This is a genomic window from Streptomyces sp. NPDC002513, assembly GCF_053595355.1.
Genome location: NZ_JBSFXK010000058.1, coordinates 14,725 through 28,770 on the forward strand (window position 1 = coordinate 14,725; position 14,046 = coordinate 28,770).

General features: G+C 70.2%; 13 protein-coding genes. 10 read left to right on the plus strand and 3 right to left on the minus strand.

The genetic code is table 11. The features are described from left to right. The first annotated feature begins 407 nt into the window (after positions 1 to 407). The 7 genes from ACWD5Q_RS28555 to ACWD5Q_RS28585 all read left to right on the plus strand — a co-directional run bounded on the left by ACWD5Q_RS28555 (position 408) and on the right by ACWD5Q_RS28585 (position 9,777). Positions 408 to 581: a hypothetical protein gene (locus ACWD5Q_RS28555; protein WP_451429937.1), complete on the plus strand. Its 174-nt coding sequence runs from the start codon at positions 408 to 410 to the stop codon at positions 579 to 581. Between the two features lie 240 nt (positions 582 to 821). Next, positions 822 to 1,958, plus strand: coding sequence for an AraC-like ligand-binding domain-containing protein (locus ACWD5Q_RS28560; protein ID WP_451429938.1), 1,137 nt, complete (start codon positions 822 to 824; stop codon positions 1,956 to 1,958). Between the two features lie 581 nt (positions 1,959 to 2,539). Continuing rightward, positions 2,540 to 5,323, plus strand: a complete 2,784-nt coding sequence (locus ACWD5Q_RS28565) for a helix-turn-helix transcriptional regulator (protein WP_451429939.1) — start codon at positions 2,540 to 2,542, stop codon at positions 5,321 to 5,323. Between the two features lie 44 nt (positions 5,324 to 5,367). Next, positions 5,368 to 6,129, plus strand: coding sequence for an alpha/beta fold hydrolase (locus ACWD5Q_RS28570; protein WP_451429940.1), 762 nt, complete (start codon positions 5,368 to 5,370; stop codon positions 6,127 to 6,129). Positions 6,130 to 6,747: 618 nt separating this feature from the next. After that, on the plus strand, positions 6,748 to 7,932 hold the full coding sequence (locus ACWD5Q_RS28575; protein ID WP_451429941.1) for an ABC transporter substrate-binding protein: 1,185 nt from the start codon (positions 6,748 to 6,750) through the stop codon (positions 7,930 to 7,932). 163 nt (positions 7,933 to 8,095) lie between these two features. After that, positions 8,096 to 8,965, plus strand: coding sequence for a carbohydrate ABC transporter permease (locus ACWD5Q_RS28580; protein ID WP_451429960.1), 870 nt, complete (start codon positions 8,096 to 8,098; stop codon positions 8,963 to 8,965). Beyond that, positions 8,962 to 9,777 (plus strand): carbohydrate ABC transporter permease, encoded by an 816-nt coding sequence (locus tag ACWD5Q_RS28585; protein WP_451429942.1) that lies wholly within the window; start codon positions 8,962 to 8,964, stop codon positions 9,775 to 9,777. The genes ACWD5Q_RS28580 and ACWD5Q_RS28585 overlap by 4 nt, the downstream gene beginning before the upstream one ends. Positions 9,778 to 9,847: 70 nt before the next feature. Here the strand turns inward: ACWD5Q_RS28585 and ACWD5Q_RS28590 are convergent, their stop codons facing one another. Further along, positions 9,848 to 10,105, minus strand: coding sequence for a hypothetical protein (locus ACWD5Q_RS28590; protein WP_451429943.1), 258 nt, complete (start codon positions 10,103 to 10,105; stop codon positions 9,848 to 9,850). A 351-nt stretch (positions 10,106 to 10,456) separates the two neighbouring features. Further along, positions 10,457 to 11,155, minus strand: coding sequence for an SDR family NAD(P)-dependent oxidoreductase (locus ACWD5Q_RS28595; RefSeq protein WP_451429944.1), 699 nt, complete (start codon positions 11,153 to 11,155; stop codon positions 10,457 to 10,459). Between the two features lie 105 nt (positions 11,156 to 11,260). Between ACWD5Q_RS28595 and ACWD5Q_RS28600 the strand changes: the two genes are divergently transcribed. From ACWD5Q_RS28600 to ACWD5Q_RS28610, 3 genes are all read left to right on the plus strand, one after another. Next, positions 11,261 to 12,139, plus strand: coding sequence for a helix-turn-helix transcriptional regulator (locus ACWD5Q_RS28600; RefSeq protein ID WP_451429945.1), 879 nt, complete (start codon positions 11,261 to 11,263; stop codon positions 12,137 to 12,139). Positions 12,140 to 12,554: 415 nt separating this feature from the next. Continuing rightward, positions 12,555 to 13,004 carry a DUF5709 domain-containing protein gene (locus ACWD5Q_RS28605; protein ID WP_451429961.1) on the plus strand — a complete coding sequence of 150 codons (450 nt, stop codon included), beginning with the start codon at positions 12,555 to 12,557 and terminating at the stop codon, positions 13,002 to 13,004. A 261-nt stretch (positions 13,005 to 13,265) separates the two neighbouring features. Next, a complete protein-coding gene (locus tag ACWD5Q_RS28610) occupies positions 13,266 to 13,400 on the plus strand; it encodes a hypothetical protein (RefSeq protein WP_451429946.1) in 135 nt (44 codons plus the stop codon). 123 nt (positions 13,401 to 13,523) lie between these two features. Here the strand turns inward: ACWD5Q_RS28610 and ACWD5Q_RS28615 are convergent, their stop codons facing one another. Further along, on the minus strand, positions 13,524 to 13,910 hold the full coding sequence (locus tag ACWD5Q_RS28615) for a hypothetical protein (protein WP_451429947.1): 387 nt from the start codon (positions 13,908 to 13,910) through the stop codon (positions 13,524 to 13,526). Positions 13,911 to 14,046 lie beyond the last annotated feature (136 nt).

Below are 14,046 nucleotides of genomic sequence, written 5' to 3' on the forward strand. Positions count from 1 at the left end.
CCACGCCGAAGCCGTCACGCCCGGCCTCAAAAACGCCGGAAGCCGAGCAGGCGTCGGAGACGCAGACGACATCGCGGACGCGGGAGGGGGCGGGGACGCAAGAACCGCCGGAGACACGGACAGCACCGGGCACACAAGAACCGCCGGAGACACGGACAGCACCGGGCACACAAGAACCGCCGGAGACACGAAAGGCATCGGGCACGCGGAAACCACCGGGGACACGGAAGGCATCGGGCACGCGGAAGCGGTCAGGGACGCACACGTCGCGGCCGCCCGCGGCCGAAGGGGCCGGGGAGTCGCCGAAGCGAAAGGCCACCACCGGGACCGGCGCGCGTACGATCACCCTCACTCTCCCGGGGCTCGGTGAGGCGGCCACCCGGGCGGTCGACGCCGCCGCGGTCCCCGTGGCCACCGCCCGACGCGCACTGACCGCCCGACGCGGCCTGCCCCTGTACGCCGGTCTCGGCGCGCTGGCGGTCGTGGGCGCCGTCGAGTGGCCGTTGGCGGTGGGCCTCGGCATCGGCTACGCCGTGCTGCGCCCCAGGGGTCTGTCCCCACGGTCCGCGACCTCTGGATGAGACGGGTGCGTCCCCGCCGGCGGCCGTCCGGACCGACCGCTCGGACAAGGGCCCGGCCCGATGCCTTCTTGACTGATACGGCTGGTCAGGGCATCGTGCGTAGGCGAAGTCTCCCTCTGTCGTGGTCCCGCACCCCTCATCACGCGGACTCACGTCATCTAGCGTATTCACGCGATGTGCCGGACCCCGGCTCGCTGGCACGGTGCTCAGGGACAGCACACCGGCCGAAGGGCGGAGATCATGTCGGCGGATCCAGCGATACCGAAGACCGGGCAGCTCTCAGGCACGCTCTGCACCACCGATTCCGTGCCCACCCACCGGAGAACGAAGTACTGGCGCGACACGTTGTCCCGGACGTTCGGCGCCCTCGACATCGCCGTCCTGGACCAGGCCTGTTCGGGAGCCGTCCGGACGTCCCCGCTGGGCCGGCTGCGGGTCGCCACCGTGGAGAGCAATCCGCTGCGGGTGTGGCGGACTTCGCGGCTGATCGCGCGGGACGGCGACGACCACTTCCTCGTCAAGCTCCTGGCCAGGGGAACCGCCCGGGTCGAGCAGGACGGCCGGGTGGCCGTCCTGGGCCCCGGGGAGATCGTCTTCTGCGACATGGCACGCCCGATGCAGATGGAATTCCCCCGTCCGTTCCAGACGAAGTCCGTTGTGCTGCCGCGCCGGCTCCTCGGCCTGCGCGAGCCGGACCTGCGGCGGATCGTGGCGGTCCCCATCCGCCCCGACACCACGCTGGGCTCACTGCTGTCGCCCTTTCTGAACAGGGTGGTGGACACTGCGGCAACGTACCCGCCGCGTACCGGTGAGGCGCTGGCCCACAACGTCGTCGACTTCCTCACCGCTCTGGCCGAGGAACAGCTTCGCCAGGACTTGGACGCCATTCCGACCGCAGCCGACGAACTGGTCCTGCGCATCCAGGCATTCATCAACCAACACCTCGGCGAACCGGACCTCACACCGGAGGCCATAGCCCGCGCCCACCAGATCTCCGTGCGCTATCTGCACAAGCTCTTCCAGGCGCAGGACATGACCGTCAGCCGGTGGATCCAGCGCCGTCGGCTCCAGGAGTGCCGGCGGGAGCTGGCCCACCACGGATCGGCAGGCCGGACCATCGCCGCGGTGGCCCGCCGGTGGGGATTCACCAGCGCCGCCCACTTCAGCCGGGCGTTCCGGGCCGTCTACGGGATGTCCCCCACCGAGTGGCGGGACTCCGTGGTGATACCGGGGCCTCCTACGCGTCTGCTGCCCAAGGCCTCGTCCGGCGGGCCGGAGGGCGCGGGGGCGCCGCGCTACCGTCATGTCACCCCGCCCGCCGTCCGGCACCGAACCCACCTCACCGAAGAGGCCGTGGCGACGGCAGGATGCCTCTAGTGCCCCGACAGGCAACGTTCGCCCCGTCGCGACGCCCGGCACGCTCCCCCAAGCTCTCGGCTTCGCTCGAGCAGGGGGGACCCCCATGACGCCGCTCCTTGACGGGCAAACGTTGCCTGCCGCGACACTGGTGCCCCGGCAGGCACCAGGAAGTTCCCGGCCCAGCTCTTGATCTCGCCGGGTACCCGGGCCCGGCACGGACACCCGCCTCCGACGCTTTCCGGTCCGATCCCGGCAGCGCCCAGCCCGGCCCCGGCCACCTCGCCCCTACATCACGACCAAGTACCCGGGCAAGCGACGTTCGTCGGCCAAACGTCGCCTGCCGGGGCACCGGCGGCGGAGCACCGATCGTCCCCGGCGCTTCGCCGCCCAGCCCTGCCAGGGCGTCCGCCACCGGCGTGGCCCCCATCACTCCCCCTGCAAACGGGTTTGCTTGAGCAGCGGATCTTGAGATAGTGACACCCGATGCATCGTCCGCGCCTGCCTGAGCCGCCTCCGGCTCCGCAGGCAACGCCGACGCGCACGGTCACGGCCGGCACGGACCGGGACCGGCTGGCGGGTGCGGACAGGAAGGGACGTACGTGGCGGTGTCGGGCGGATCGCTGTCTCGACGCGGCCTGCGCGGGCGGGAGGCCGAGCTCGAAGAGCTCCAGACACTGATCGCCTCGGTGGCCCGCGCCGGGAGCGGCTCACTGGCGCTGATCCGGGGGGAGCCCGGCATCGGCAAGACCACACTGCTCACCGAGGCCGCCGACAGGGCCAGGGCGGCGGGATACTCAGTGGGCCTCGGCAAGACCGATGAGCTGCATCACATCGTGCCGCTCTCGTCGATCGCGGCCTGCGTCCTGCACGGTGACCAGCCACTGCTGTCCGGTGATGCCTTCGTCGCTCTCGCACGCCATCACGATCAGCGGATCTGGCTGGTGGAGCGCCTGGCGGAGGCGATCGAGGCCAGGGCGGGCACTACGCCGGTGCTGATCGCGCTGGACGACGTGCAGTGGGCCGACCCGCTGAGCCGGTTCGCCCTGAAGCAGCTTCCCACGCGCCTACGATGCTCGCCGGTGCTGTGGATGATCACCACGCGACAGGAGCCCGCCGCTCCGGCGGAGGAGATCGTTGCTGCCGCGACGGGTGAACTCCCGGCGAGCACCGTGTCCCTGGGGCCGCTGTCCGGCACGGCCATCCACCAGCTCGCCGACGACACCCTGGGGGCGGCCGTCGACGATCGGGTACGGGACCTCCTCGGCGGAGCCGGCGGGAACCCGTTCCTGGCGGTCGAGATGCTCGGGGGGCTGCGGACCCCCGATGCCTCGGGCGATCCCGTGCCTCCGGGGCTCGTGGTGGGGGTGCGCGGCAGACTCAAGTCCTTGCAGCCGGACACCCTGCGCTTCCTCCAGATGGGAGCGGTGCTGGGACGCAGATTCGGCTTCCACGCCGCCGCCGCGCTCTGCGGGCGGGCGCCCGCCACGCTGATCGAGGCGCTCGAGGAGTCGGTGCGCGCCGGACTCCTCGACGACGACGGCGATGATCTGGTCTTCCGGCACGATCTGCTGCGCCAGGCCGTCTACGTCGACATCCCGCCGTCGGCCCGGAAAGCTCTGCACCGAGAGGCCGCAGGCCACCTCGTCTCCGCAGGGCACCAGCCGATCGACGCGGTACCGCACATCCTCAGGGGCGCCCTGCCCGGGGACGAGGAGGCCGTGGCCCTGCTGCGGCAGGCCGCCGACGACGTACTGCCGGTCACACCGGGGCTCGCGGCCGACCTGCTGACGCGCGCCCTGGAACTGGTGCCGTCCGCGCGACCGTTGAGGTACGCGGTGGGCGAGCAGGCGATCATCTGTCTGACCCGGGCCGGCCGGAACCGGGAGGCGCTGGCGATCGGTGACCGACTGCTGGCCGGCCGCCCCCCGCTGGACGTGTTCGGCCGGCTGCAGGCCGCCCTCGGCGGGACGCTGTGGAACATGGATCTCGCCGAGCAGCTGCGCCGCCGGGCCGAGACGGCCCTCGCCACCGGGGGCGCCGCCCCGGAGATCGAGGCGAGGCTGGCCGCCTTGCGTGCGCTCGCCCTGTCCCGGGGCCAGGATCTGGTCGCGGCGCGTGACGCCGGCGAGACCGCGCTGCGTGCCGCGACCGCGATCGGTGACCTGGAGGCGCATGTGCTGGCCCTGTGCGGGCTCGGCGAGATCGCGCTCAACGCGGGTGAGAACGCCATCGCACTGGATCGTTTCGCCGCGCTCAGCGCCGTCGATCCCGCTTTCCTCCCCGAGGAGATCGTCGCGCACCAGCACCTGGACGACTTCGAGACGAGCGAACGACTGATTCTGCAGGCGACGGACAAAGCAGGAACGTTTCGCCAGGCCATGCTGCTGTGGGGGCAGGGCCAGCACCATCTGGGCCTGGGCAGACTAGACGACGCCGAAGCGGACTTCGTGACGATGGAGCGCCTGGAGGACGACGTACACGTACCCGTCCAACAGGTGAACGCTCGGGTGATCCGCTCCCGGATCGCCCTGCATCGCGGCGATCGCGAGGCGGCGCTGCAGCATCTGACCGAGGCGCGCGCACGGCTGACCGCCAAACCGAACCCCGGCAACACGGCCGCGGTGCGCTTCCTGGAGGCGGTCCACGCCGAGGCCGACGGCGAGATCGGGCTCGCCGTCGACAGGATTCGGCGCGTCCAGGACGAAGGTCCCTTCATGCGCTGGCGGCTGTTGCGCAACTGGGTCGACACCGCGATACGCATGGCTCTGCGCGGCGCGGACCACGAGCTGGCCGAGGACCTGGCCGCACAGGCCGAAGCCCACGCCGCACGCAACCCGACCGTGCCCACCGCCGCGGGCATCGCGGCGCAGGCCCTCGGGCTCGTGCGCAACGATCTCACCTTGCTGGAACACGCCGTCACCCTGCTCGGGGCCGGCCCTCGCCCGCTGGTCAGAGCCACCGCCCAGGCCGACCTCGGACAGGCGCTCCTGGCGGCGGGCCGAAAGTCCCAGGCGGTGACCGCCCTGGCGCAGGCCCATGGCGCGTTCACCGAGGCCGGCGCGCACGCCGCCGCGGCACGCGTCCAGCGCGACCTGGAGGCCGCCGGAAGCCGCCGGGCAGCGGCGGTGGAGCGCCCGGTCATGGGCTGGGAGGCACTCACTGCCTCGGAGAAGAAGGTCGCGCGCGTCATCGCCGAGGGCCACACCAACCGGTCGGCCGCCGACCTGCTCGTCGTCTCCCCGCACACTGTCAACACGCACCTGACCTCCGTCTTCCGCAAGCTGTCGGTGAACTCCCGGGTTCAGCTCGCCAAGCTGGTCATGGCCTTGCCCGACGACCGAGCCGACCGGTTGGTACGTTCACGCGATGCCCGCGTGACGTGAGTGCGCTTGGCTGGGGCATCGAACTCAGTCGGAGGTCACGGACCATGCACACGTCCACCCCCCATCCGCCGACCATCGTGCTCGTGCACGGAGCGTTCGCCGACGCCTCGTGCTGGGCCGGGGTGATCGGTCTCCTGCACGCCGCCGGGTTACCGGTCCGCGCTCCTGCGAATCCGCTGCGCGGGCTGGCGCAGGACGCCGCTTACCTCAGGAGTGTGGTGCGGCATCTCGACGTCCCGGTCGTACTGGTCGGCCACGGCTACGCCGGCGCGGTCATCACGGAGGCCGCCACCGACGCCGACAACGTCGTGGCGCTGTGCTATGTCGCGGCGTTCGGCCTCGACGCCGGGGAGTGCGCCCTCGACATCGCCTACCGCTTCCCCCTGATGCCGGGGTCCGACGCGGCCGTCGCCACCCGGTTCGCCGCCGGCGACGAAGGCGAGCTGTACATCCGCGAGGAACAGTTCTCGCAGGTGTACGGGGCCGATCTGCCGGCCCACGTCACGCAGGTGCGGTCGCTGGCGCAGCGCCCGATCGCCTGGCGGGCGCTGACCGGCAGAGCGGGCCCGCCGGCCTGGGCCGGCAAGCCGTCCTGGTATGCCATCGCGACGGCCGACCGCATGCTCAACCCCACCGCTCAGCGCTTCATGGCGCAGCGCATGGCCGCCACCGAACACTTCATGGACGCTTCGCATGCCGCGGTGTTGTCACGGCCCGACGCCGTGGCGGCGATGATCCGGGAAGCCGCAGAACAGGGCAATGTCTGCGATGACAGCCACGGCTCGGGGCTTCGACCGGCCTTCTGAGCCGATGAGGGAGGCGACCGCGGAGTCCCTCCGGGCACTGCGCCCGCCCCGAGCCCGGCCCTCCCGCCGCTCACCGGTGAAGCCTGTCTCCCGATCCGGGGATGCCCGTTTCCGACGCGCGGAAGCCGGCCTCGCGGTCCGTGGACCCCGGCCATCCGATCCGTGAAGGCCCTCCTTCCGATTGCGGATGCCCGTTTCCCGTTGCGCATGCCTGCTTCCCGTTGCGAATACCCGCTTCATTTTGCGAATGCCCGCTTTCCATTACGGATGCTCGCCTTCCGATCTGTGGACACCCGCGTTCCGAGGTGTGGACGCCCACGTTCCGAAGTGTGGCCGCCCGTCTTCGAATGCCCGACGCCGACCGGTTGACCGGGTCGGATATCCTGCGCCGAAGTCGGCAGACGCAGGTATGCACCGTTTCGACGACGGCCCGGAAGCCCGCCCTTCACCGGCAGGCACACCCCGGGCGAGTCGCCATGGGACGTCCTGGATCCCGCCTTTCCCGACACGGCACTCCGCTCCCAGACGTCACTCGGCAAAGGCTCCACCATGATCGCATCGGCCAGACCGTCAGCGCGGCGGATCGCCGCCTTCTTGAGCACAGGAGCCGTCCTGGCAGTGGCTGCCACCGGGTGCGGTAACGGATCCAGCCCGGGATCGGCCGCAGACAAGGTCACCTCCATCACCGCCCTCGACTACTACACCGACGAGACCGAGCACGCCCAGTGGAGCGAGCGGCTGACCGCCTGCGGCAAGACCGTCGGAGTCAAGGTCGAGCACACCAGCGTTCCGGGGTCCTCGCTCATACCCAAGGTCCTGCAGCAGGCGTCGTCGCGAACCCTTCCCGACCTGTTGATGCTGGACAACCCCGACCTGCAGCAGATCGCCCAGAGCGGCGCGCTCACCCCGCTGGACCGCTACGGAATCGACTCCAGCGGATTCGCCCAGGGCATCGTGTCGGCGGGCACCTACCAGGGAAAGCTGTACGGGCTGGCCCCCACCGTCAGCACGGTCGCCCTCTTCTACAACAAGGACATGCTTGCCGAGGCCGGGGTCGCCGTGCCGAAGACCTGGGACGAGCTGAAGACGGCGGCGAAGAAGCTGACCCGCCCGGGGCGCTACGGCATGGCGGTCGATGCGAATCCCACCTTCGAGGGCAGTTGGCAGTTCATGCCGTTCCTGTGGTCCAACGGAGGGGACGAGAGGCGACTGGACACCCCGCAGGCCGCGCAGGCGCTTCAGCTGTGGGTCGACCTGGTCAAGAGCGGATCCATGTCGAAGTCGGTGCTGAACTGGACGCAGTCCGACCTCCACGATCAGTTCGTCGCCGGCAAGACGGCCATGATGATCAACGGGCCCTGGCGGATCCACGCCATGGACCAGACCAAGAACCTGCACTGGGGGGTAGCTCCCATTCCCGTCCCCCGGGCGGGGCAGACCCCCGTCACCCCGCTCGGCGGTGAGGTGTGGACGGTTCCGCAGAACAGCTCCAAGGAAAAGCAGGAGAAGGCCGCCCGGGTCCTCGCCTGCCTCAACGACTCCACGAACATGCTCGCCCTGGCCAAGCAGTACCTCACTGTGCCGTCCCGCTCCACGGTGGCCGCCCAGTACACCGAGCAGGTCCCGTCGATGACCGCCTTCGTCCACAGCGTCGCGAACGCCCGGGCCCGTACCGACCGGCTCGGCGTCAAGTGGCCCGAGGCGGCGACCGGCATTTACACCGCGATCCAGTCCGCGCTGACCGGTGAGCAGACACCACAGGAGGCGCTCGAACGTGCGCAGCAGATCGCGACCGGCTCCTGACCTGCCCCCGACCCGCCGCAAGAGCATCGGGCGGAAGGCCGGCGCCGTCGCCGCGAGGACGGCCGCCGCCGGTGCGGAGAACAACGAGGAGGGCGCCGAGGACGCGTCCGGCGGGGGCCGGACCGTACCCCGGGCACGTTTCCCGGAGCCCCTCGCCCGCTGGATGTTCCTCGTGCCCGCCGGGACCTATCTGCTGCTGTTCTTCGGCTACCCGGTCGTCAAGAACCTCGTGATGAGCCTGCAGCAGTACACGACCACGACGTTCTACACCGGTGCCGCGCCGTTCGTGGGGCTGCAGAACTACTCGAAGATCCTGTCGTCCAACCAGTTCCCCACAACCCTGTTGACCACGGTCGTGTTCACCGCCGGGTCGCTCTGCGGGCAGTTCGTGCTCGGCCTGTCCTTTGCCGTGTTCTTCCAGCGCAGATTCCCGCTCGGCGGCGTACTGCGGTCGCTGCTGTTGCTGCCGTGGCTGCTGCCGCTGGTCGCCTCCGGCACGACGTGGAGGTGGATGCTCGACACCGACTCGGGGGTCGTCAACAACGCGCTGCGGCATCTCCACCTCCTGCCGTCCGGCGTCCCCTGGCTCACCGGCACCTCGCAGGCACTCGCGTCGGTGATCCTCGTCAACGTCTGGGTCGGCATCCCCTTCAACACCGCGATCCTTTACAGCAGCCTGCAGGACATCCCCCCACATCTGTACGAGGCGGCGAAGCTGGACGGTGCCGGTCCGGTGGCCTCGTTCCGCCATGTCACCTGGCCACTGCTGCGGCCCGTGGCCGGCGTCGTACTGCTGCTGGACCTGGTCTACACGGTCAAGGTGCTGGACATCATCCTCATCGTGACGGGCGGAGGACCGGCCGACGCCACCCAGACCATCGCCACCCGGGCCTACGAGCTGTCCTTCCAGCAGTTCGAGTTCGGGCGCGGTGCCGCGATGGACAACCTGCTCGTCGTCGTCGCGCTCGCCTTCGCCCTCGTCTACCTGCGGGTGGGCCGTCGTGCCCGGAACATCTCCGAGGCGATGCCGTGAAACGCGCACCCCGCCGGGGTCTTTGGTCCACGATCGCCGGGATCGTCCTGCTCGCGGTGATGCTCTTCCCCGTCTACTGGATGGTGAACGCCTCCCTGCAGCCGACAGGGAACGCACTGCGGGCAGGCTGGTTCCCCTTCCACCCGGACTTCGGCGGTTATGCCACCGCGCTGCGCGATCAGGGACGTAACCTGGTCACCAGCCTCGTCGTGTCCCTCGGCAGCGTGCTGCTCAGCCTCGGCCTCGCGGCCCCAGCGGCCTACGCACTGGCCCACTTCCCCATCCGGGGAGTCAACCTGTACCTCTTCGGAATCCTCGTCACCCAGATGGTGCCGGGCATCGTCGTGGCCACCGTGCTCTACGGCGCCTACAACGAGCTGGGACTCCTGAACTCCTACGCCGGACTGATCCTCGCCGACTCCACCTCTGGTGTCCCCTTCGCGATCCTCATCCTGCGCTCGTTCATGCAGGGCATTCCCCGCGAGATCATCGAGGCCGCGCGCCTGGACGGCGCCGGGCGGCTGCGCACCTTCCGCTCCGTGGTACTCCCGGTGAGCCGCAACGCGATGATCACCGCCGCCCTCTTCACCTACCTCTTCGCCTGGAGCGACTTCCTCTTCGCCCTCACGCTGACCACCACGGACACCGTGCGGCCGATCACCCTGGGCGTCTACCAGTACATCGGCGCCCACACCAACCAATGGAACGCCACCATGGCCACCGCCGTGCTGGCGTCCCTCCCGGCGGCCGTACTGATCGTCATCGCACAGCGCTACGTCGCCGCCGGCGCCGCCAAGGGAGCCGTCAAGTGAAGAGGGCGGCCCCGTCCCTCTTACGGAAACTGGGTCGTCCGGACCTACGGGAGCCGGGTCATCCGGTCGCCTACCGGCGCAGCTCCGGCGGCTCGTTGTCCAGCCCGACATCGGCTTCCACGTCATAGCCGACCGCGGCGCCACCCGGCGTGGGGAGGGCTATGTCGGCGCCCAGATCGAACCCGGCGCTCTCCGCCGCCCGTGCCAGCTCCTCGTCCTCGCGGCGCTGGACGGCCTCCCGGTGGTGCTCACCCATCCGTTCGACAAGACCGCGCACGCCGTGATGGTGGTGGTCCTCGTGTGCATCGGCTTCATCGGCTTCGCTCATGGCCCACATCATCGGGCAAGCACAGGGTCCCGACAACGGACTACGGGATACGAACGGTGAATTCTGCACGCTGAGCACAGGGTCGTGCAGTTCTGGTGCATCGCGTGGGCGCACCGGCAGCCGGCGGTGCACCCCCGTGAGCCTCCGCCAACTTGAAGGCACAGGTCAAAGGGCTGGCGTCGCCCGACGGCGGCTACCGTCTCGACGCGCAGGGCCCCGGCTCGTACGTCCTGATCACCTCGGCCGGAGGTTCCGCCGACGCCAGTAGCGGCAGCGGTTCTCCTGTCCGGGACCGGTCTCGATGTTCTGCCCGTTCTGTTCTTCAGGGCCGGTGACCCGGCACCGCCGGTCTCAGCACCAGGCGATCTCGCCATGGCGGTCGATGAAGCGTCCGGTGCCGGCACCGGGCCCCTCGGTGGCGAGGGCGACGATCGCGTCCGTGCCCTCGGTGACGGTCTGGGAGCCGCTGTGACCGTTTATGTCGGTCGCTGTGTAGCCGGGGTCGGCGGCGTTGACGCGAATGCCCTTGAGCCCTTTGGCGTACTGCGTGGTCAACATCGTCAGCGCCGCCTTCGAGGAGGCGTACAGCGGCACGACGACGTGCGACTCGGACCGGCCGGGGTCATGGGTGAAGGCGAGGGAGCCCATGCCGCTGCTGACGTTGATGATCACGGGGTCGTCCGAACGGCGCAGCAGCGGCAGGAACGCGGTGGTGGTGCGGACCACGCCGATGACGTTGACGTCGAGGACGGCGCGGGCGTCGGCGGCGGTGAGGTCGCCGGGATCACCGAAGGGACCCTGGACCCCCGCGTTGTTGATCAGGACATCGATCCTGCCCTCGTGCTCGGCGACGTCCGCGGCGGCGGCGGCCACGGACGCGCCGTCGGTCACGTCGACGGGGACGAAGCGTGCGCCCAGCGCGGCGGCTGCCTCCTCACCCCGCTCACGGTCGCGGGCTCCCAGGAGAACGGTGTGACCGCACGCGATGAGGCGGCGGGCGGTCTCGCGGCCGATGCCCTTGTTGGCTCCGGTGATGAAAGTGATCGTCATGCCTTCGATAGTTGCCTTGACGAGGGAGCCGGACCAGGGACGCTTCGACGGTGGGAAGACCAGTACCACCCTCGCGCCCCCGCATGTGATCGGGGACGCGGGAGGATGGAGAGCATGACGACGACACCCCCCGGAGCTGGACTGGGCGCGATGATCCGCACGTGGCGGAACCGGCTGCCCCCGTCAGCCGCCGGGCTGCCGGTCGTCCGCAAGCGCCGGGCTGTCGGGCTGCGGCGCGAGGAACTGGCCGACCTGGCCGGAGTGTCGGTCGACTACGTCGTGCGCCTGGAGCAGGGGCGGGCCACGACACCCTCGGCGTCGGTGGTGGCGTCCCTGGCGCGCGCTCTCCAACTGTCCACCGCCGAGCGGGACCACCTCTACCGGCTGGCCCAGATCGTGCCGCCGGCGGACGGCACGATCTGCGACCATCTCCCGCCCGGTATGCAACGGGTACTCGTCCGCCTCGGAGACGTACCGGTGGCCGTGTTCGCGGCGGACTGGCAACTGGTGTGGTGGAACCACGGGTGGGCCGCCCTGCTGGGAGACCCCTTGGCCTCGCCGCCGCGGATGCGCAACTTCGCCCGCGACAGGTTCCCGGTGGACGTCGATCACACCCCCCTCGCGCTGTGGCCGGTCACCGAGACGGACCCCGACACCGCCGACGCCGCCCTCGTCTCCGATCTGCGCCGCGCCACCGGCCGCTTCCCCCGGGACAGCCGCCTGGCCGCGCTGGTCCGCGACCTGAACGCAGGCAACGAGAGGTTCGCCGAGCTGTGGGCGACGGGAGAGGTGATCGCGAACCGCGAGGTCCACAAGAGGGTCGATCACCCGTCGGTGGGCCCGGTCACGGTGGACTGCGATGTCCTGACCGACGGCGACACGGAGCTCAAGATTGTCATCATGACCGCCGCGTCGGGCAGTGAGGACGAGACCAAACTCCAGCTCACCACCGTCGTCGGCCCACCGGCCGGCACGCGCAACTGATCCGCCCCGCCCATCGGCCGACCGACGGCTCACGGTTTTCGTGACGCACCAAACCGTTGGACACGCACCGACGGGTGATCAGGACGGCCCGCTGGCGGACTGCCCGGACAGCGCCCTCGTTCCGCCCCGGTCATACCAGCTCCTTGACCTGTGATTTCAAGTTGGCGGAGGCTCCGTGCGCCGCACTCTCTTCTGCGCCCCGCAAGCTCCGCCGATCCACCACAGCGCGCCCACCGCTGTCCCAGGAGTGCACGATGTGCGCCGTCGCGGGAGTGAGGAGGCGGACGGCGCCGATACTGGGGAGCTGTCACCGCTGCCGGGACGGGAGCGGTGCGGTGTGTGGCCTGGTGAAGGGTGGCCACCCGCGGCCCTGTGGCCACTGAACGACGATGGAGCGCAGTTGAGCGACGAAGCGATGGGTGACGAGGTCTACCAGCCGGACGGTTCGGAGGTGCAGGACGACGTCGGGCTGCTGGACGCGTCGGACACCCTGGACTACGGGGGCGGCGACGAGTCCCTGGACGAGGGCTACTCTCCCCCGGAACGGCCCTGGGGCGTGCAGCACGCCGGTGTCACCGCTTCGGAACAGCAACGGGGGGAGAGCCTGGACGAGCGCCTTGCCGAGGAGGTGCCGGACATCGGTTTCCCGGAGGGCGACGACCTCGGGGACGCCTGGGACACCGACGGTGAACTCATCGACGACGAGGTCGGCGGCGAGCGCGCCGGACGGCTCCTCGCGCCCGACGAGGGCAGCCATGAGAACACCGAGTCCGATCTGTTCGCCTCCGACGTGGGGCTGGACGGCGCCGGTGCGTCGGCCGAGGAGGCGGCGATCCATCTGATCGCCGACTCCGACACCTACTGACGCGGCCGGCAAGGACCCGGGCGGGCGGGCACCGGGCGTCTCCCGGCGCCTGCTCCCCGTGACCACCGTTGCTCCGGACGGGTGTAGTGGTCGGTGCTGATCACGGCCAGGATCGCCACTTCGTCCCACCACAGGCCGGGCACGACCCGTTTGTTCACCGAAGCGACATCGCATGTACGCCCAGACGGCACCCATCACGGAGGAAACAGGCGCACTGTCGGATATCGGACATCCGTCACCGAGTACAGAAAGTCAGCCGACATGGGCGAGATTCTTGTTGCCGTGGCCGCGAAGATCGGTCTCGCGCTGGCCGAGACGATCCTCCTGCGTCTCGCGTGGGAGCTGTGGGCCGCGTACAGCCGCCGTGTACGCACGGCCGCCCCGGCCGCCGCCTGACGCACGGCCGCGGCACCGACCACCCCCGCCGCACCGGCCGCGAACGTACGTGTGCGAGACATGTACGCGCGCCCGGCACGGCGCCGTCGACGCCGCGCGCCGTCGGGTGACCCGTCTACGGCCTCACATACCGCTCCCGGTCACGCCGGAGCCTCCGGCGTACTGCCCGGTCTGCGGTTCGGCTTCCCCGTCCCGCCTCCTGCCGCCGCGCAGCAGCCAGGTGGCTCCGCCGACCGCCAGAGCGATCGGCCATTCGAGTGCCCCCGCCACGGCCAGTGCGCCGAGGCCCCCGTAGAACACGACGTCCTTGGCCGACGGCACACCCGGCACCCATGACGTCGCCGCCCTCGCCGTACTCGTCACGTCGTCCCTGGTGATGTAGGGAAGCTTCAGCGACGGGTGCAGCGTGAGCGTATGCAGGTGCAGGCCGACACCCTCATGCGCGTGGGTTTCCATGGCCGGTTTCTGGGACGTGTCCCGCTGTGGTGCGGTGCCTACTGTCTTGGACATCCCGCTGCCCTCCTCTCAGAGCGTTACATCCCTTTATTTCATTTTGACCCGCTTGGTGCAGCCTGAGACTTCCTGCCGGATTGAAACCTACGCTGGGTGGCTACTCGTGCAACCGGAGCCAGCCATCGGGCCCGGG

What these genes read in the sequence shown, in the direction of transcription:
- ACWD5Q_RS28560 (WP_451429938.1), top strand. Translation starts at nt 822, where the DNA reads ATGTCGGCGGATCCAGCGATACCGAAGACCGGGCAGCTCTCAGGCACG.
- ACWD5Q_RS28570 (WP_451429940.1), top strand. Translation starts at nt 5,368, where the DNA reads ATGCACACGTCCACCCCCCATCCGCCGACCATCGTGCTCGTGCACGGA.
- ACWD5Q_RS28580 (WP_451429960.1), top strand. Translation starts at nt 8,096, where the DNA reads ATGTTCCTCGTGCCCGCCGGGACCTATCTGCTGCTGTTCTTCGGCTAC.
- ACWD5Q_RS28590 (WP_451429943.1), bottom strand. Translation starts at nt 10,105, where the DNA reads ATGAGCGAAGCCGATGAAGCCGATGCACACGAGGACCACCACCATCAC.
- ACWD5Q_RS28595 (WP_451429944.1), bottom strand. Translation starts at nt 11,155, where the DNA reads ATGACGATCACTTTCATCACCGGAGCCAACAAGGGCATCGGCCGCGAG.
- ACWD5Q_RS28600 (WP_451429945.1), top strand. Translation starts at nt 11,261, where the DNA reads ATGGAGAGCATGACGACGACACCCCCCGGAGCTGGACTGGGCGCGATG.
- ACWD5Q_RS28605 (WP_451429961.1), top strand. Translation starts at nt 12,555, where the DNA reads ATGGGTGACGAGGTCTACCAGCCGGACGGTTCGGAGGTGCAGGACGAC.
- ACWD5Q_RS28610 (WP_451429946.1), top strand. Translation starts at nt 13,266, where the DNA reads ATGGGCGAGATTCTTGTTGCCGTGGCCGCGAAGATCGGTCTCGCGCTG.
- ACWD5Q_RS28615 (WP_451429947.1), bottom strand. Translation starts at nt 13,910, where the DNA reads ATGTCCAAGACAGTAGGCACCGCACCACAGCGGGACACGTCCCAGAAA.